Annotated in this window: 15 protein-coding genes; 11 read left to right on the forward strand and 4 right to left on the reverse strand. The window is 42.1% G+C overall.

Annotated features, from left to right (window positions below; all coding sequences use genetic code 11):
• The first annotated feature begins 61 nt into the window (after window positions 1–61).
• From purL to AADY36_RS02945, 4 genes are all read left to right on the forward strand, one after another.
• On the forward strand, window positions 62–3,946 hold the full coding sequence (purL, locus tag AADY36_RS02930) for a phosphoribosylformylglycinamidine synthase (protein WP_055022378.1): 3,885 nt from the start codon (window positions 62–64) through the stop codon (window positions 3,944–3,946).
• Window positions 3,947–4,114: 168 nt separating this feature from the next.
• On the forward strand, window positions 4,115–6,583 hold the full coding sequence (locus AADY36_RS02935; RefSeq protein ID WP_342408472.1) for an intermembrane phospholipid transport protein YdbH family protein: 2,469 nt from the start codon (window positions 4,115–4,117) through the stop codon (window positions 6,581–6,583).
• Entirely contained in the window at window positions 6,576–6,758 is a 183-nt protein-coding gene (locus AADY36_RS02940; protein ID WP_054551055.1) for a YnbE family lipoprotein, read from the forward strand. Before AADY36_RS02935 ends, AADY36_RS02940 begins: the two co-directional genes overlap by 8 nt.
• A 9-nt stretch (window positions 6,759–6,767) precedes the next feature.
• Window positions 6,768–7,103, forward strand: a complete 336-nt coding sequence (locus tag AADY36_RS02945; protein ID WP_054551056.1) for a YdbL family protein — start codon at window positions 6,768–6,770, stop codon at window positions 7,101–7,103.
• A gap of 75 nt (window positions 7,104–7,178) precedes the next feature.
• Here the strand turns inward: AADY36_RS02945 and AADY36_RS02950 are convergent, their stop codons facing one another.
• Both AADY36_RS02950 and waaA read right to left on the reverse strand, forming a co-directional pair.
• A complete protein-coding gene (locus AADY36_RS02950) occupies window positions 7,179–7,721 on the reverse strand; it encodes a DUF1415 domain-containing protein (protein WP_054561196.1) in 543 nt (180 codons plus the stop codon).
• A gap of 32 nt (window positions 7,722–7,753) precedes the next feature.
• A complete protein-coding gene (waaA, locus tag AADY36_RS02955) occupies window positions 7,754–9,031 on the reverse strand; it encodes a lipid IV(A) 3-deoxy-D-manno-octulosonic acid transferase (RefSeq protein ID WP_342408473.1) in 1,278 nt (425 codons plus the stop codon).
• 188 nt (window positions 9,032–9,219) lie between these two features.
• Here waaA and AADY36_RS02960 point away from each other — a divergent pair, with 188 nt between their 5' ends.
• Both AADY36_RS02960 and hldE read left to right on the forward strand, forming a co-directional pair.
• Window positions 9,220–9,810 carry a D-sedoheptulose-7-phosphate isomerase gene (locus AADY36_RS02960; protein WP_058585836.1) on the forward strand — a complete coding sequence of 197 codons (591 nt, stop codon included), beginning with the start codon at window positions 9,220–9,222 and terminating at the stop codon, window positions 9,808–9,810.
• A complete protein-coding gene (gene hldE, locus AADY36_RS02965) occupies window positions 9,810–11,249 on the forward strand; it encodes a bifunctional D-glycero-beta-D-manno-heptose-7-phosphate kinase/D-glycero-beta-D-manno-heptose 1-phosphate adenylyltransferase HldE (RefSeq protein WP_239964188.1) in 1,440 nt (479 codons plus the stop codon). Before AADY36_RS02960 ends, hldE begins: the two co-directional genes overlap by 1 nt.
• Window positions 11,250–11,282: 33 nt before the next feature.
• On the opposite strand, the gene AADY36_RS02970 is transcribed toward hldE, so the two are convergent.
• On the reverse strand, window positions 11,283–12,857 hold the full coding sequence (locus AADY36_RS02970) for a capsule assembly Wzi family protein (RefSeq protein ID WP_239964189.1): 1,575 nt from the start codon (window positions 12,855–12,857) through the stop codon (window positions 11,283–11,285).
• 212 nt (window positions 12,858–13,069) lie between these two features.
• Here AADY36_RS02970 and AADY36_RS02975 point away from each other — a divergent pair, with 212 nt between their 5' ends.
• Both AADY36_RS02975 and AADY36_RS02980 read left to right on the forward strand, forming a co-directional pair.
• The gene (locus AADY36_RS02975) at window positions 13,070–14,083 is read left to right on the forward strand and encodes a glycosyltransferase family 1 protein (protein WP_342408474.1); all 1,014 of its coding nucleotides are present in this window, start codon (window positions 13,070–13,072) and stop codon (window positions 14,081–14,083) included.
• Window positions 14,080–15,171, forward strand: coding sequence for a glycosyltransferase (locus tag AADY36_RS02980; protein WP_342408475.1), 1,092 nt, complete (start codon window positions 14,080–14,082; stop codon window positions 15,169–15,171). Before AADY36_RS02975 ends, AADY36_RS02980 begins: the two co-directional genes overlap by 4 nt.
• Here AADY36_RS02980 and AADY36_RS02985 read toward each other — a convergent pair whose 3' ends face one another.
• Window positions 15,172–15,891: a 3-deoxy-D-manno-octulosonic acid kinase gene (locus AADY36_RS02985; RefSeq protein WP_342408476.1), complete on the reverse strand. Its 720-nt coding sequence runs from the start codon at window positions 15,889–15,891 to the stop codon at window positions 15,172–15,174.
• Window positions 15,892–16,015: 124 nt separating this feature from the next.
• On the opposite strand from AADY36_RS02985, the gene AADY36_RS02990 reads away from it, so the two are divergent.
• The 3 genes from AADY36_RS02990 to AADY36_RS03000 all read left to right on the forward strand — a co-directional run bounded on the left by AADY36_RS02990 (window position 16,016) and on the right by AADY36_RS03000 (window position 18,970).
• Window positions 16,016–17,074 carry a glycosyltransferase family 9 protein gene (locus AADY36_RS02990; RefSeq protein ID WP_342408477.1) on the forward strand — a complete coding sequence of 353 codons (1,059 nt, stop codon included), beginning with the start codon at window positions 16,016–16,018 and terminating at the stop codon, window positions 17,072–17,074.
• A complete protein-coding gene (gene gmhB / locus AADY36_RS02995) occupies window positions 17,074–17,625 on the forward strand; it encodes a D-glycero-beta-D-manno-heptose 1,7-bisphosphate 7-phosphatase (protein ID WP_054560965.1) in 552 nt (183 codons plus the stop codon). Before AADY36_RS02990 ends, gmhB begins: the two co-directional genes overlap by 1 nt.
• Window positions 17,626–17,773: 148 nt before the next feature.
• A complete protein-coding gene (locus tag AADY36_RS03000) occupies window positions 17,774–18,970 on the forward strand; it encodes a glycine C-acetyltransferase (protein ID WP_054560964.1) in 1,197 nt (398 codons plus the stop codon).
• The last annotated feature ends 9 nt before the right edge of the window (window positions 18,971–18,979 follow it).

The raw sequence follows: 18,979 nt of genomic DNA on the forward strand, positions 1-18,979 counted from the left end.
ATTTGCACTATAATATGCGCCTAAAATATCGTTCAATCCCTAACCCCGGATGAAAATACCTATGTTGATCCTTCGTGGTGCACCAGCACTTTCCGATTTTAGAGTTCAGAAAATTTTAGCGCGTTGCCAACAGGCACAACTTCCAGTCACTGACGTTTATGCTGAGTTCATGCATTTTGCTGATCTTACAGCCGAGCTTTCAGCTGATGAGCAAACCAAGCTGGAAAAACTGCTTACTTATGGTCCAACAATTGCTGAGCATACCCCTGCGGGCACGTTAATTCTTGTAACGCCGCGTCCAGGTACTATCTCGCCTTGGGCATCAAAAGCAACTGACATCGCACATAACTGTGGCTTAAGCCAAGTTCACCGTGTTGAGCGTGGTATTGCATACTACGTAGAAGGTAATTTATCAGCTGAGCAAACAGCTGAAGTTGCAGCGTTATTACATGACCGTATGACTGAAGCAACGCACGCGGATATGGCTGATGCAGCTAAATTATTCCGTCACGATGAGCCGCGTCCAATGTCATCAGTTGACATTTTAGGTGGTGGCCGTGAAGCGCTTGCTAAAGCAAACGTGGAGCAAGGTTTTGCGCTTGCAGATGACGAAATTGATTACTTGGTAGAAAACTTCCAAAAGTTAGGGCGTAACCCGAACGACATCGAATTATTCATGTTTGCGCAAGCAAACTCTGAGCATTGTCGTCACAAAATATTTAACGCCGATTGGACAATTGATGGCATCGAACAGCCAAAATCATTGTTCAAAATGATCAAAAACACTTACGAGCAAAACCCTGAAAACGTACTATCTGCATATAAAGATAACGCAGCGGTAATGAAGGGGTCGTTAGCAGGTCGTTTCTTCCCTAATGTTGAAGGTGAGTACGCGTACCATCAAGAAAACATCGAAATCTTGATGAAAGTTGAAACTCACAACCACCCAACAGCGATTGCGCCATTCTCTGGTGCATCAACAGGTTCTGGTGGTGAGATCCGTGATGAAGGTGCAACAGGCCGCGGCTCTAAACCTAAAGCTGGTTTAGTTGGCTTCACTGTATCTAACCTACGTATTCCTGGTTACGAGCAGCCATGGGAAACAGACTTCGGTAAGCCTGGTCGTATCGTTAATGCACTTGATATCATGACTGAAGGTCCATTAGGGGGCGCGGCATTCAATAACGAATTTGGTCGCCCTAACTTACTTGGTTACTTCCGTACATACGAAGAGAAAGTATCAAGCCATAACGGTGAAGAAGTACGTGGTTACCACAAGCCAATCATGCTTGCCGGTGGTTTAGGTAACATTCGTTCTGAACATGTTCAAAAAGGTGAAATCCCTGTAGGTGCTAAGCTAATTGCACTAGGTGGTCCGGCAATGAACATCGGTCTTGGTGGTGGTGCTGCGTCTAGTATGACTTCAGGTCAATCAAACGAAGACTTAGACTTTGCATCGGTACAGCGTGAAAACCCAGAAATGGAACGTCGTTGTCAGGAAGTTATCGATAAATGTTGGCAGCTAGGTGATGCAAACCCAATCGCTTTCATCCACGATGTGGGTGCAGGTGGTCTTTCAAACGCATTCCCTGAGCTTGTAGACGACGGTGGTCGTGGTGGTAAATTCCAACTTCGTGACATTCCAAACGATGAGCCGGGTATGGCACCACACGAAATTTGGTGTAACGAATCTCAAGAGCGTTACGTATTAGCTGTTGCAGCAGAAGACTTCGCGCGCTTCGAAGCAATCTGTAAACGTGAGCGTGCAGAATACGCTGTTATTGGTGAAGCAACAGAAGAGCGTCACTTAACGGTTGAAGATAGCCACTTCGGTAACAACCCAGTTGATCTTCCGCTTGATGTTTTACTTGGTAAAGCACCAAAAATGCATCGTGAAGTTGAATCGAAAAAAGCGCAATCTCAACCATTAGACGTTGCTAACATTGATGCTGCAGACGCTGCACAGCGTTTATTACGCTTACCAACGATTGCTGAGAAAACATTCTTAATCACCATTGGTGACCGTACGGTAACGGGTTTAGTTGCGCGTGACCAAATGGTAGGTCCTTGGCAGGTGCCAGTAGCAAACTGTGCGGTAACAGCCGCTGCGTTTGATACTTACCACGGTGAAGCAATGTCATTAGGTGAACGTACTCCAGCTGCACTTTTAAACTACGGTGCTTCTGCTCGTTTAGCTGTGGCTGAGTCACTAACGAACATCGCGTGTGCGAACATTGGTGGCCTTGAAAATATCAAGCTATCTGCAAACTGGATGGCTGCAGCAGGCCACCCAGGCGAAGATGCGGGTCTTTACGAAGCTGTAAAAGCGGTAGGTGAAGAGCTTTGTCCGGCGCTCGGTTTAACTATTCCTGTGGGTAAAGACTCAATGTCGATGAAAACTCAATGGGATGAAAACGGCGAGCAAAAATCGGTTACTGCACCATTATCATTGATCATTACTGCCTTTGGTCGTGTTGAAGATGTGCGTAAAACCGTAACGCCACAGCTACGTACTGATAAAGGTGAGTCATCACTATTATTAGTTGATTTAGGTGCGGGTCAAAACCGTATGGGCGCATCAAGCCTTGCACAGGTTTATAAGCAACTAGGGGATGTAACGCCTGACGTTGATAACCCTGTATTATTAAAAGGCTTCTACGAAGCAATGCAAGCGCTTGTTGCTGATAACAAGCTACTTGCTTACCATGACCGTTCAGACGGTGGTTTATTCACTACGGTTGCTGAAATGGCATTTGCTGGTCACACGGGTGTTACTGTTGACCTTGCTGGCTTAACAGGTTCAGACATCGAAGCGCTTTACAATGAAGAGCTAGGTGCGGTTATCCAAGTGGCAAACGCTGACTTAGACGCAGTTAAAGCCGTTCTTGCAGACCATGGCTTAGCAGCTATCAGCCATGAAATTGGCGCACTAAACGCTGATGATCGTGTGGTATTCACTCGTGGTGATGATGTGGTTCTTAACCACACGCGTACTGAGCTTCGTACTATGTGGGCAGAAACAACTTACCAAATGCAAGCACGTCGCGATAACCCTGAGTGTGCTAAGCAAGAGTTTGACGCTAAGTTTGACGCAAAAGACCCTGGTCTTAATGTAAAACTAAACTTTGACTTAAACGAAGATGTTGCAGCGCCTTACATTGCAACAGGTGCGAAGCCGAAAATGGCGATTCTACGTGAGCAAGGCGTTAACTCTCACTTAGAAATGGCTGCGGCATTTAACCGTGCAGGCTTTGCTGCGGTTGACGTGCACATGAGCGACATTCTTGAAGGTCGTTTAACACTTGAGCAATTTAAAGGCTTAGTGGCATGTGGTGGTTTCTCTTACGGTGACGTATTAGGTGCAGGTGAAGGCTGGGCTAAGTCAATCCTATTTAATGAGATGGCGCGTGAGCAGTTCCAAAGCTTCTTCCACCGCGAAGATACATTCAGCTTAGGTGTGTGTAATGGCTGTCAAATGCTTTCAACATTGAAAGAATTGATCCCGGGCACTGAGCACTGGCCTCGTTTCGTAACGAATAAGTCAGAGCGTTTTGAAGCTCGCTTTAGCCTTGTAGAAGTACAAGAAAACCCATCGGTATTCTTTAACGGTATGGCAGGTTCACGTATGCCTATCGCTGTTTCTCACGGTGAAGGTCATGCTGAGTTCGCAAACGGTGATGCAGTTAAAGCAGCGCTTGAATCAGGTACTGTGGCAGTGAAGTTTGTTGATAACTACGGTAACCCAACAACGCAATACCCAGCTAACCCGAATGGCTCGCCAGAAGGTATCACAGGTATTACCTCAACTGATGGCCGTGCAACGGTTATGATGCCGCACCCAGAGCGTGTATTCCGTACTGTTGCTAACTCATGGCACCCAGATGAGTGGACTGAGGATAGCCCATGGATGCGTATGTTCCGCAACGCTCGTAAAAACGTTGGCTAGAACTTAATTGTGTGCCTAGCTATACAAGCTAGGTTCATACAAACCGTTTAAACTAAAAAGGCTGCACTATCATGTGTGGCCTTTTTGTTTATAATGATCTGAGAAGCGAGAAGCGAGAAGCGAGAAGCGAGAAGCGAGAAGCGAGAAGCGAGAAGCAAGGAGAGTTTTTTGAGTTTTAAGCGTGCGTGTGTTGGGTTGCTAGGTATCGTGCTAAGCATGGTGTTGTTGGCGTATCTTTTCAGATTACCACTGACATCGTGGTATTTAACGCCTATGCTCAGTAAAAATGGCGCCGAGCTTCACTGCATTGATTGGTCATTAACTCGCCAGCTTGATTTGAATATTGAGAAATTATGCTTAACTTATCAAGGGCAGCAAATAGAGTTAGCTGACATCCTTGCTAACAAGCAACAGGTTAGTGTTTCTCGAGCCAATCTTATAATTAGCAATCAGACTAATAATCAACAACCTGACGCTTCAAAAACTGAATTTAAAAAGCTTGCCTTGGTATTACCCGAGCAAAGGCCGCTAATTCGAATTGAGCAGCTTGATGTAGTCTCACCGTTTACCGACACCCCTGTTAGGCTGGAGATACAAGAAAAGCGCCTAAATCATTTTACGATTTCGCGGGATCTCAATGCTGACGTTGTAATATCTAATTATGAAGTCAAAGCCAACATCACGTTTGATGAGCAAGTGGCTGAGCGGTTCGTAACATTGCCAACAAGCAGCCATTTTACCACTCAGTCACAGATTAAGTTTGATGGAATTACAGTTGCAATTGAAAGCTCAATTAATGCAAGTTATCAGCATGCAATAAAGGAGTGCGAATTAGGTTTTGCCAGTGAAGGGCAAATGAGTGCTAAGTATCAATTAAATCAACAGCACTTATACGCGGATTTATCAGCTTTACAAAATCAGCTTAGCGCAAACCGAGATTGCTTAAACACCATAGCAGATCAACAGCATCAATCATTTATTGAAGCGCAGTTACCGCTTACTTGGCAGTTACACATTGAAAAACCAGTCAGTGTAGAAGGTGAGCTGCTATCAATCCCAACTGTAAAGCTGCAAGCTACAGAAGGGCAAAGTGAGGTGACAGTCAGTAATACGAGCCTTTCTTTGCTGGAGCCGCTCGCATCACTTAATAGCCAAGTTAGCATTGATTTTAATAGTAAAGATATAGATGAGCTTAAACTCAATGCGCATTTGCATGAAAGCAGCGTTAGCGCTGATTTTGAACTGTCGGTGGAGTCATTACCAGCATTTTTAGATTTTCAGGCTGACGGTGCTCTGGTTGAGGGTATTGGGGCTAAAGGAAAGCTAGATATCGATGAGTTATTTACTAGTCCTACAGCTAAACTGAATACCAATATCAGTGCTAAAAATGCGCTAATATCAGGTGCACAGTTAGCTGATTTTAGCAGCGCGATTGACGCTGAGTATAATGCCCAGCAGCACCTCGTTGTTAAAGCCAATAGCAAGGTTAAATCATTAAATTATGATGATATGAATGCAGTAAAAATAAGTAATGAGCTAACCCTTAGTACAGACCTCAGTGTGGGGGAATTATTTGCTGATATTGATGCCAAAACCACTGCCGCCAAATTATCAACAGCAGAGCTTAGCTTAAATAAGTTGTCTGTTGTGTCAAAGGCTCTTCAAAGCCGCGCCTTGCAGGCAACGCATCATGTATTTGCAGATGGCTTTGAAGCGCTTGTCAGTCATCATATGTCTGAGGTTGCGCATCCGTTTGAGTTGGTGATACCAGAGCAAGCAGTATCCAAACTTAACCCAATAATTGCTCAGTTTGAGCCGCTTGCTACAGTCACCGACGGAGTCGTTTCGGGCAATATAAAAGGGGATGTAAATCTTCAACAAGCACAGGGCAATTTGCAGATAAATAAACTTAGTGCGCTTTATAATAATTATCTAGCGAATGATTTTGCAGTGAATTTGAACGGCACGTTTAATTCAGGCCAGCTTAATATTGCAGCGACTAAATTTACACTCAATGAACTGCGCGCTGGTGCCGTGGTCAAAAATATACAAGGTCAGTTGCAGGTAACGGCTAATCAGCCTTGCGCAGCTAATTTAACTGGTCAGGTTATGGGCGGCGCATTTGTGGTAAATAAGTACTGCCCACTCAGTGATAACCAAACCGCGACTGTTAAGTTTGAAAATATTGATGCCAGCAAATTGGTCACCCTTGATGCTGAGTCTGGCATTAGCTTAAGCGGGCGCTTAGCAGGCACCTTACCTGTTGTTATAAGCAAACAGGGCATAGAGGTAAAGCAAGGGCAGCTAGTTAATCAAGGTGATGGTAAATTACTGATTACTAATAATGCAGGTTTTGAAGCTGTAAAAGCGCAGCAACAGGAGCTGAGCACAACGCTGAGTTTACTTGAGAACTTAGATATTAAAAAACTACGTAGCAGTGTTAACCTCAAACCAGATGGTTGGTTACATTTAGGTGTTAATTTAGAGGGTTATAATGAAGCGCAGCAGCAAGCAGTGAACTTTAATTATAACCATGAAGAGAATGTATTTACCTTGCTTAGAGCGCTGCGTTTAAGTGATGAAATTACTCAAAAAGTTGAGAAAGAGTATGCAAAAAAAGGAAGCAATGATGGCTAAGTGGTTAGTAATGCTGACGGCGGTAGGCATGCTGAGTGCCTGTACTCACCGTGTTGAGGTGGCAGCAAAAGAGCCGATTACAATCAACTTAAATGTAAAAGTTGACCATGAGATCCGCGTAAAAGTGGATAAAGAACTTGATACCTTATTCAGTGATGACAGCGAATTATTCTAAGGAGCACATATGCGTAAATTACAACTTAAAAAACTAAATGTGATCACCTTGATCAGTGCTGTTTGTTTATCTTTCTCTGCTTGGGCTATCAGCCTTGATGATGCAAAGAGCCAAGGTTTAGTGGGTGAAGACAGCTCAGGCTATTTAGGTTTAGTGGTTAATAACAGCGAAGCAAAAGCGGTCGTTGACGAAATTAATGCAAAGCGTAAAGAGCAATATTTAAAACTTGCGAAAAAGAACAACCTTTCGTTAGCACAAGTTGAAGCTCTTGCTGCGGCTAAAACTATCGAAAAAACTAAGCCGGGTCACTACATTGAAGTGAACGGTGAGTGGGTAAAAAAATAACTCACTAAATTTAATAGCTATAAAAAATAAAAAGCCAGCATTGCTGGCTTTTTATCTATTAAACGCCGGTAGGTGTTAGCGCTTATCGATGCAGTTTTGCAGCAGCTGCTGCCAAAAGTCGATGCCTTTGCGTCTTGCTAGTTTAATGTTGTGCTCTGGGATCGATTCGGGTTCATCGTAGCTGTCTAACGCTTCGCTCATGCTGGCTTCACGGATCAAATGCAGTGTTGGGTAAGGTGCACGATTCGTATAGTTTGCAGCGTCGCTGTCATCGCTATCAGCAAACACATAGTCAGGATGAAAGTTGGCTATTTGATACTTACCTTCATAGCCTTGCGCAGCTAAAAGCGCATTGGCTAAATCGACTAAATCTAAGAACTCTTCAAAATCCTTAAAGCCTTGCTCAAACATTAATAAAGTGGTTTCGCGCTCTGCTTGTTGGTCTAACGCGCTACATTGCTCAAGCATATCCATTACTGCATCATCAAGCGTAATAGACTGACTGATTTGATAATGAATGCAATTGCTTTCAACTTCTTTACGGGCAAACGGGCAGAAATTGTATTTTACGATTACGCTTGATACCCATTCGCGCATTTGTATTTCTGGGCGATTCATCGCTTGCTTTGAAGTCACATTATTTCTCTATTCTATTTTACTTTTCTACCGTACTTTTCTAAGTAAAGCTCAATTAAATTAACCGTTTTACTGATGGCGCCTTGATTGTTAGCAACGCATTTCGCAGCTTGTTGACCGAGCTTAATCGTCTTTTGTACATCAGTACTCAAAGCGATAAGTGTGTCAGCAAGGTGATTTTCATCGGTAACGGTTTTAGCTCCTTGAGCACTAATCAGCTCAGGATAAATATGGTCAAAGTTATAGGTATGAGGACCTGCTAATACGCCAACAGAAAACGCTGCTGACTCTAACGGATTATGGCCGCCTCGCTCGATTAAACTACCACCAACATAGCTGATGTTTGCCACACCATATAAGCATTGTAACTCACCTAACGTGTCAGCTAACACAACTTGTTGGTTGTTATAGTTATCTTCACTGCGACGGCTAAAGCTCAAATTTGAGCTTTTTAAAACTTCAGCGACTTTATCAAATTGCTCTGGGTGACGTGGAGCAATAATCAAAAGTGCGTGGGGTAACGCTTTTAACAGCTTTTCATGAGCAGTTAAAATAAGCTCATGTTCAACAGGGTGAGTGGAGCCTGCAACCCAGATAAAGCGCTCGTTGTTATACTGTTTTTTTAGTACTGCAACTTTATTTAATTGCTCTTCTGTAGGCGTGATATCAAATTTAATTGAGCCAAATACGCGTGCCTTTTCAGGTTTTAAACCAAGTTCAATAAAACGTTTGGCATCATTTTGATTATGACTAGCAAGATCGCTAATAGACTGCATTATCACCTTAGTTAAAGGCATTACCTTTTGGTAGCCTTGCTGTGATTTTGCTGAAAGTCGGGCATTTAAAACAAGTACTTTTGTGCCGTAATTGTTGCTTTGCGCCATAAGGTTTGGCCAAAGCTCAGTTTCTAAAATACACAGTACCTTTGGCTGGATTCGTTTTAAAAATCGATTGGTAGCGAAGAAAAAATCAATCGGTAAATAACTACAGCTAACCGCATCTTTAAAGTTATTTTTTATTTGCTCGCGACCTGTTGGGGTATTACAGGTTACTAAAATAGTAAGCGCTGGATTTTCTGATTGAACAGCCTTAATAAGCGGGGTTGCCGCTAACACTTCCCCTACAGAGGCACAATGAAAAACAACATCGTGATGAGATAAGTTCGAAAAGCCAAAGCGCTCAGCAAAATGCTCACGGTAACCCTTATTCTTTTTGCCACGTAAAACATACAGGTAAAAAACAACCAGTGGACTTAGTAGGTATAAAAGTAAAGAGTATAAAATGCGCGCCATAATTTTTAATATATAGAGTTTTAGGGTAGTTTAACGCTAATCGAGCTGTTGCCAATAGTTAGTCTACATATAACTGTAATTATCCAGTCGATATTCATAAAAGTACGATAAACTGAACACAAAGAAATAAATCTGTGGAATAATAACATTATTACTCCTGCCAAAGTTTGTTCCAAAGAGGGATATTCATGCCTGAATTAGATTCTGTAGCAGCAAGCTACTTAGAAAGTTTGAACCGCCATCAAATGTTATTTGAAACGATGGATACATATCACCCAGAAGTGATGCAATTACTTGAAGTATGTCACAGCGCTTTGCAAGCAGGTGGTAAGGTTATTTGGTTTGGTAATGGCGGTAGTGCGGCTGATGCACAGCATTTAGCTGCTGAGTTTGTCGTACGTTACAAATTGGAGCGCGGTCCGCTGGCTTCTATCGCATTAACAACAGACACCTCAATTTTAACCGCTCACAGTAACGACTATCACTTTGATACTGTATTTGAGCGCCAAGTGCAGGCGTTATGTAAACCTGAAGATTTGGTGATTGGCTTAACCACCTCAGGCACTAGTCCTAACATCAATCTTGCACTGGCAGCGGCAAATGAAATTGGCGCCTTTACAGTCGCATTAACAGGCCGAGATGGCGGTAAAGTAAAAGATATCGCTAAGCTACCTATTATCATTAAAAATGATGAAACAGCGCGTATCCAAGAGGCGCATATGTTCATCGGACATTGGCTATGCGAAGCCATCGATATGGTTGTAGCGGAGCAAAAGTAATGGATTTAGCGTTACTAAAAAACCTTTCAAAGGCACGTATTTTGGTCGTTGGTGATGTCATGCTAGATAGATATTGGCATGGCGATTCAGGACGTATTTCGCCTGAAGCCCCAGTACCTGTTGTTAAAGTCAGTAAATTTGAAGACAAAGCTGGTGGTGCAGCAAACGTAGCAAAAAATATTGCTCGTTTAGATGGTAGAGTGGGCCTACTAGGATTAGTTGGTGAAGATGAAAGTGGGCAAATCCTCGAAACAATTTTAAGTTCAGAGAAAATTGATTCGCAATTAGTGAGTGTTTGCGATTTACCGACAATTTCTAAAATGCGAGTAATCAGCCGTCATCAGCAAGTTGTTCGATTAGACCTTGAAGAGAGCTTTACTGAGCAACACAGCCAATTGTTATTAAACCGTTTAGAGCTGGTTTTAGATGACTACGATTTTGTGTTGTTTTCTGATTACAACAAAGGCTCTTTGAGCTTAATTCAACAAATGATTCAGGTTGCAAAGAAAGCGGGTAAAACGGTACTTATTGATCCTAAATCATCTGATTTAAGCTTATATCGTGGTGCTGATTACATAACCCCTAACTTAAACGAGTTTAAGCTTGCTGGTGGTTTGACGGACTCTGAGCAAAACTTGACTGACAGCGCACGTAAGCTAATTACTGAAGCGGGCATCGCTGCTATGTTGTTAACTCGCTCAGAGCAGGGTATGTCGTTAATCAGCCAAGCAGAAAAACATGATTTTGCGGCCCAGCAGCTTGAAGTCAGCGATGTTACTGGCGCCGGCGATACCGTAATCGCGACGCTTGCCGTGATGCTTGGTGCGGGTATGGCAGCAAAAGATGCGGTTGAAATTGCCAACCTTGCTGCCGGAATTGCGGTGAGTAAACTGGGTGCCGCAACCGTATCGCCAGAAGAGCTAAGCCGTAAGCTTGGTCAATATTTACAGCAAACTGGCGAGCATTACCAAACGCCGTTTGAAGATGTGCTTCAGCATATTGAGTTTGCTAAGCAAAATGGTGAAAAAATAGTTTTCACTAATGGCTGTTTTGACATTCTTCACGCAGGCCATGTGCGCTACCTAGCACAGGCTAAAGCACGAGGTGACAGGCTGGTTGTTGGCTTAAATAATGATGAATCAATCACTCGCTTGAAAGGTCCAGAAAGACCGATTAATCCATTGGATGAACGTGCCATGGTATTAAGTGCATTGGCATCAGTTGACTGGGTTATTCCATTTGGCAGTATTGAAGAAAATGACACGCCAGCTAAGCTTATTGAGCAAATTAGCCCTGATGTACTAGTAAAAGGCGGCGATTATACCGTTGACCAAATTGCCGGTGCCGATCATGTATTACGCCATGGCGGCAAAGTCGAAGTACTTGAGTTTCTTAATGGTTGCTCAACATCAAACGTAATTAGCAAAATCAAAAGTTAATAAAAAAGCCAACATGTGTTGGCTTTTTTGATTCTAAAAGTTCATTTCATATTTCATAAATGCGGAGGTTTCAGTGTCTGATTCCTCCATTGATTTATTCTTAGCAGCCAGAGCACCGAAAGAGATTCTTCCTTGTAATGCTAACATTCTGTAGCGCAGTTCTAGTTGTGTACTATCAATGGCATTTTTAGTGATTGTATGCCCTAAATCTGGGTTGCTAGGGTAAAGATCTACATTGTCGTTGTTGTAATCAACTTGGCGCAGTTTAACCTGCCAATCGTTGCCATTTCTATGTTGCCCAAGCACTGTGAGTACAAGGGACTCTGTGTCGTTATCAAATGTAGAACCAATCGTTCTTCCTTGATAGCGATAACCAGAATTATATTTACCATGCTCGTAATAGCAGTTATATGAGATCACAGCACCAGGCACAGATTCATCACCAGAGCATGAAACTACAGTATCAATGTATTCAATGTTTACTTTGATATTTTGCTCTGCAAATGGAATTGTTGTCTCTACACCCGCTAAATACGCTCTGTCTGCGGGCTTAAAGTAGCTACTAGCATCTTCGCCAATCGTACTTACATAAATAGCGTACGGGTATGAATAGAGAGTATCTGACCAGCGTAAATCAATACCTGCCAGTTGGTTGCCTAATTTTGACTTCTCAGCTTCAGTACAGTCTTGCGATCCATCAGGGCAAGTACTTTTACCTGAAACCATATCAAAAAATTCTGAGATAGATTGTGGTTCACCATCCCCGCCCCATTGTGCAGACCAGCTTAGAGCAACCTCAAGCTGCTGAATTGGTCTAAAGTTCACTCGGCTACTCCAAAGTAGCGCATCAGGGACTGCTCGGGTAGATTCAAGCTTAGCCATTTGAGTTGTTAAGCTCCAAGGACCAATCCAACTCAACCAAGCTGATTCAAAAGCGGTGGCTTTTTCACGACTAATGCTGAAAGCTTGTAAAGGTTTACTATTCGCTGTGAGAATTAGACTGTTGTCAACACCTGGTCCCCAGAATTGTTCAACTGCACCTGCACGAAAGACCCAATTGCCAATTTTATAGGCAAGGTAACTATGGTCAAAAGTAATATCATCACAATCAGTAAGAGCTTGATGATCTTCAGCTATGTCTGATTGTTCCATGCCCTCTAGATAGCATTTTCGACCATCAGAACGATAATTAACTGCTAGTTTACCAGCTAAACTTTCACCTAAATAACTATAAGCGACGGTCGCTTCTGATTTTTGTGTGTTGGTGGCGCCAAAACTCGTGGCTGGTAATGTATCTGTTGATAGAAAAACTTCAGTATGGAAATTGTGCTGCTCGGTATTTTCGGCTTTATATCTGTGCTTTACACGAAGTAAAGCATCTTGAACAAAACTAGGTAATTGCTCTAGTGTGGTGTCATTTAATTCATCAATAAAGCTATTCCACATTAGCGGGTATGTCGTTACAGGAGCTTTAATCACTCCTGTATCCGCTAATAATTGAATGTCGGCTCGTAAGCCATAGTCGTCTGGTTTAACCCAAGGTTCAGCAGCTAGAGGTAGACTAAATGCGCTAGCAAGAGCGAATAATAAAAGTGTTTTTTTAGGCAATGCTTAATTCTCGGTTTGTTTTTTGGGACTAGAAGTCTACCAACCCTACATGATGATTGCAGTAAATAATTCACAACGAGTAATTCGTCTAGGTATCGTAAAAGGAACTCAATTTGATGTATAATCTGGCAAATTTTATAATTTAAAGTGTAATGGAAAAAAAACGCCTTTTATTTATCCCCGTGTCATCATCTGAAGGAATAGGTGAATACATGCGTTCGTTATCATTTGCTCATTATTTAAATGAGTGTTTTCCCGATCGTTTAGACATCCACTTTTTATTAAATAAACATACAAATTACGCTTTTGATTGCCCATTTGATACAACACTCATAGAGCAATCAGCGACAAAAGAAACGCGTAAAGTTAATCAATTAATTGAAGCATTTAAGCCTAACTTGGTTGTTTTTGATTGTGCGGGTAGAGCAGCCCAAATGAAAACAGCAAAGCGTGCAGGGGCTAAAGTGGTGTTTATTTCACAGCATAATAAAAAAAGAGCGAAAGGCTTAAAGCTAAATCGTTTAAATTTAATAGATAAACATTGGGTTGCGCAACCTGATTATTGTATTGAAAAAATAAGCTTCAGTGAGCGATTAAAGCTTAAGCTCTTTCCTTTGTCACCTCCGGTAAATGTGGGTCCTTTTTTCTCGCAGTCATCAAGTACTGACACGTATCAATTGTTAGCTCAATTTAACCTTACTAATGAAGGTTATTTTTTAGTAAATGCAGGATCAGGTGGGCACGGTGAAAAAACACAGCTATTTGCTGATATTTTTTATCAAGCAGCCAAGAAAATAGCTGCTGAAACAGGCTTGAAAGGTATCGTTGTTTTTGGTTCTAACTACCCAAACGATCTACCTAAAGATGATACCCTGATCATCTTAAAAAGTTTACATGCAAGTAAATTTGTTGGTGTATTAGCACATGCTAATTTTGCAGTGTTATCAGCGGGGGACAGTTTATTACAAGCTATTTCACTCAAAGTCCCCACTGTTGCTGCAGCAATTTCCAAGGACCAACCGAAACGTTTGCAAAACTGTGTGGACAGTAACTTAACTTTAGCGGCAGACCCAACGTTAGACAGTTTAAGTGACGCTGTTAAACGATTACTGGAACCAGCAACTTATCAAGCAACTAAAAACGTTTTGGCGAAAATAAAACCGCATAATGCCAAGAAAGAAATGCTGCAAGGTGTGTCTGAGTTATTGTTTGGGATTTCTAAATGAAGGTTGCCATAGTTATTGATTCTTTGGTTGGCGGTGGGGCTGAGAAAGTGATGCTGACGCTGGCTGGCGAGCTTTTGGCTCAACAACATGAAGTTGTCATTCTTAGTTTAGCGAACTCGATTGAATATACCTTATCATCACAGCTGCATGTTGAATGTTTGTTTGACCATAAGGCAAAAAAAGTTGATAGATTCTGGCAACTAAAAAAAAGCGTACAACATATCGAAAACTGGTTTGCACAATACCAATCTAAAAACGGGGAATTTGATCTCGTTCTATCAAATCTAGATCGTAGTAATAATTTGCTAATTTGCAGTACTATTAAACATGTTTTCTATGTCATTCATAACTCAATTACGGCTGAGTTAAATAGACAAAAGAAACTTGGACCATTTGCTTATCATTATTTACTGAAGAGTAAAAAGCGCTTGTCAGGGCAAAATTTAATTTGTGTTTCTAAAGGTATTGAAAGTGAAATTAAACAGCAAAAGTTGATTAGTCCCCGCAGTATCACAACAATTTTTAACCCGTTCAATATTCAATGCATAGTCAAAAAAGCGAGTGAAGCTGAGTTAGGATTGCCAAGTGAGCCTTACATTATTCACGTTGGTCGTTTAGCAAAACAAAAAAGACATGATGTTTTATTTTCAGCATTTGCTAATTTAAATACATCCCATAAGCTTGTTTTATTATGTAATAAAGTTAATAAAGCCGCCAAACTTGGTCGCCAGCATGGTATTGAAGATAGGCTTATTTTGCCAGGCTTTCAGCAAAACCCATATGCTTGGATTAAAGGCGCTGATGCTTTGGTACTGAGTTCAGATTATGAAGGATTACCTACTGTTCTCATTGAGGCGCTCATACTGGGTACGCCAGTTGTAAGCACCGATTGTACTCATGGACCAAAAGAAATCTTAACGGGTAGTTTAGCCAAGTATTTAGTTCCTACAAATAACCCAGGGGCTTTAACTCAAGCTATTGAGTCTGTGTTAAACGATAAGCCAGAGGTTGTTGATGCAGAAATACTATCAAAAATACCATCAACAAAAGTTGCTGAAAGTTATTTAGCATTGGCCCAAAATCGATAATTAGTTCAGCAATGCTTGGTAGTCACACACCAGTGACTGCCAATCACTTTGTTGCCAATGCATCACTTCGTTACGGCCTTGCTCTTTTGCAAATGAGCGGGCAAGGCGCTTAATGTTCTCTGTTTGCCAGCTAGCATGTGGCTGTTTGATTTCACCGCGGTCAAAGTCGATGATAAACACCTTCCCTGAATCATCGAACAAAATATTGTTGATGTTTAAATCTGCGTGATAGACGCCGTTATTGTGAAACTCGCTGAGAGAGACAGCTATCGCTTTTAGCTCAGACTGGCTAAGTGGGCGCGTGATTAAAATATCTAACACACTTTTTGCGCCTGTTACTGCCTCGGTAATGATATCGCCGCGATAGATTAAGCCTCGGGTGGTCACTTTTGCCGCAATAGGTGTAGGCACATTTAGGCCAAGCTCAAGTAAGCGCATCATCAGTGTAAACTCTTTATAGACACGAGTTTGTTTTAAACCAACATATAGGTACTGATCGCTCAGTAACTTACCTACTAACCCACCGCGCCAATAGTGACGCAGAACGCCTGTAAGCTGTTGATGTTTAAAAAACCATGCTGTTGCGCGACCTTTTTTTGCGCCAACTATTTTATCTTGTTGTTGCCAATAATTGGCATCGAACCACTGTTGCGTGAGCTCATCTTTATAAGCTGGGTGACACAAAAGGGTGGTGTTTTGTAGATGCTGAGTTTCAAACATAACAACTTCAAGATTAAATAAAATTAGCGCTATCTTACCGTATTTTTAGCTTTTCGCATAAGTGCTTGCATTAGCATCAAGTTAATTTAAGATCGCATATTATTTGCTGTAGCTAAGGGCGCACGTGACTCAATCAACCTCCTATTCAGATATTTGTATTTTAAGGCTTTCGGCTATTGGTGATGTATGTCATGCCGTATCAGCAGTGCAAGCAATTCAAAAGGCACATCCGAAGGCAAAAATTACCTGGGTGATTGGTAAAGTTGAGGCCATGTTACTGGCTGATTTACCAGGCGTTGAGTTTGTTGTGTTCGATAAAAAACAGGGCAAACAGGCTTATCAGCAACTAAAAGATACGTTCAAGGGGCGTAAATTTGATGTGCTATTACATATGCAAGTAGCACTAAGAGCGAATCTAGCAGCCCGTTGTATTCCGGCAAAAGTCAAAGTAGGGTTTGATTGGGCTCGCTCAAAAGAGTTACATAGCTTGTTTATTAATAAGCGTATTGCCCCGCAATCAGAGGCGCATGTATTAGAAGGCTTTAAAGGTTTTGCTCAAGCAATAGGGACCCCTGATTACAAACCTCAATGGCAAATGCCGGTTACCGAGCAGCACCAACAAGCAGCCGATGTGCTATTAGGCGATGAGCGTTTAGCCGGGCGTATTTTTGTTATCTCGCCTGCGGCAAGTAAAAAAGAGCGTAATTGGTTACCTGAGCGTTATGCTGCACTTGCTGAATATGCTCATCAAAAAGGCTTTTCGGTGGTTATTACTGGCGGCCCAACCCCTTTAGAGATTGAACTTGCCGAGCAAATTATCGCGCAGAGTTCGGCACCTGTGCTTAACTTAGTAGGGAAAACTCAACTAAAAGAACTGTTATGTGTTTTGAAACGTGCGGCGTTAGTGCTAGCTCCTGATACTGGGCCTGCGCATATGGCTGTAACGGTAGGAACACCTGTTATTGGTTTGTATGCCCACTCAAACCCAAAACGCACAGGGCCTTATTTATACCAAGATTATGTTGTTGAGGTTTATCACCAAAATTTACGTGAGCAAACAGGCAAAACAGCGCAAGAGCTACCTTGGGGAACACGCGTTAAAGGGGCTGATTTAATGGCGCAAATAAGTGTTGAAAAGGTGATTTCGATGTTTGACCACGTGGTAGATAAAGAGCAATTGTAATGAGCAAAGTTTTATTTTTAGACCGTGATGGTGTGGTCAATATTGATCATGGCTATGTATACAAACCAGAAGAGTTTGAATTTGTACCTGGTGTATTTGAGGCGTGCAAAGCCTTCTCTGATGCCGGTTATAAAATTGTGGTGGTAACTAACCAGTCAGGTATTGGCCGTGGTTATTATTCAGAGCAAGATTTTTACAACCTCACTGAGTGGATGAAGGGCGAGTTTTTAAGTAACGGCGTTACTATTCTTGATGTCTATTTTTGTCCGCATCATCCAAGCAAAGCAGAGCCTGCCTATTTGCAAGAATGTAATTGTCGCAAGCCTGCCCCAGGTATGCTTTTACAAGCCATTGATGAGCATCAAATCGATCCATCACACAGCATTATGGTTGGCGATAAACTTGGCGACCTTATTGCCGCTGAAAGAGCTAATATCGCGACCCGTGTTTTAGTTCGCTCAGGGCAAAGTTATGCCGAGTCAACAGAACAACACGCCGATGTAGTCTGCGAGTCTTTAGCTGAGTTACCTGCTTTAATTTTACAGTCTTAGCAGGTAAGACCAGTTTATTTCGCAACCCTTACGGTCTGCGACGAACTGCAAACAGTGCAATTGTTCGGCTAAGCTTTTACAATAGGCGCAAAATTTAATGTCATGCTAATCATTTCTGGTTAGATACAAGAATATGTGGAGATTACAGATGAGAGCATCTGCGTTTTTTAATCAGTTGCAGCAGCAAATTGATGAAGTGAAAGCTGAAGGCTTATACAAAAGCGAGCGTGTTATCACGTCACAGCAACAGGCTCAAATTGAAGTTGCCTCTGGTGATAAGGTCATTAACTTTTGTGCTAATAACTACCTTGGCTTAGCAAATAGCCCAGAGTTAATTAAAGCAGCTCAACAAGGCCTTGACGATCATGGTTTTGGTGTTGCGTCTGTACGCTTTATTTGTGGTACTCAAGATATTCATAAAACTTTAGAGCAAAAGATCTCAGAGTTCTTAGAAACAGAAGACACTATTCTTTACTCATCATGTTTTGATGCAAACGCAGGTTTATTTGAAACAATCTTAGGCCCAGATGATGCAATCATCTCAGACGCCCTAAACCATGCTTCGATCATTGATGGTGTGCGTCTTTGTAAAGCAAAGCGTTTCCGCTATGCAAATAACGACATGAGCGACCTTGAAAAGCAACTTATTGCTGCTGATGAAGCGGGTGCTAAAACTAAGCTAATCGCTACTGACGGTGTTTTCTCAATGGACGGCGTCATTTGTAACCTTGAAGCGGTTTGTGACCTAGCTGATAAATATGATGCATTAGTGATGGTTGATGACTCTCACGCGGTTGGTTTTGTTGGTGAAAATGGTAAAGGTACGCCAGAGTATTGTGGTGTACTTGACCGTGTTGATATCATCACAGGTACCCTTGGTAAAGCACTTGGTGGCGCATCAGGCGGTTACACTTCAGGTAAAAAAGAAATTGTTGAGTGGTTACGTCAACGCTCTCGTCCATACCTTTTCTCAAACTCACTTGCACCATCAATTGTTACTGCATCAATTAAAGTACTTGAGATGCTAAGCAATGGCGGCGAATTACGCGCTAAGCTTTGGGATAACGCAAAGTATTTCCGTGAACAAATGGAAGCAGCAGGATTTACCTGTGCAGGCAAAGACCACGCTATTATCCCTGTCATGTTAGGCGATGCTAAAGTTGCCTCAGCCATGGCTGACAAATTACTTGCTGAAGGTATTTACGTAACAGGTTTCTCATTCCCTGTAGTACCAAAAGGCCAAGCACGTATTCGTACGCAAATTTCTGCGGCGCATACAAAAGAGCAATTAGATACCGCTATTGCTGCCTTTACCCGTATTGGTAAAGAAATGGGTGTTATCTAATTTTATTTC

The sequence above is a fragment of the Pseudoalteromonas sp. D15MCD-2 genome (assembly GCF_038562745.1).
GTDB lineage: Bacteria > Pseudomonadota > Gammaproteobacteria > Enterobacterales > Alteromonadaceae > Pseudoalteromonas.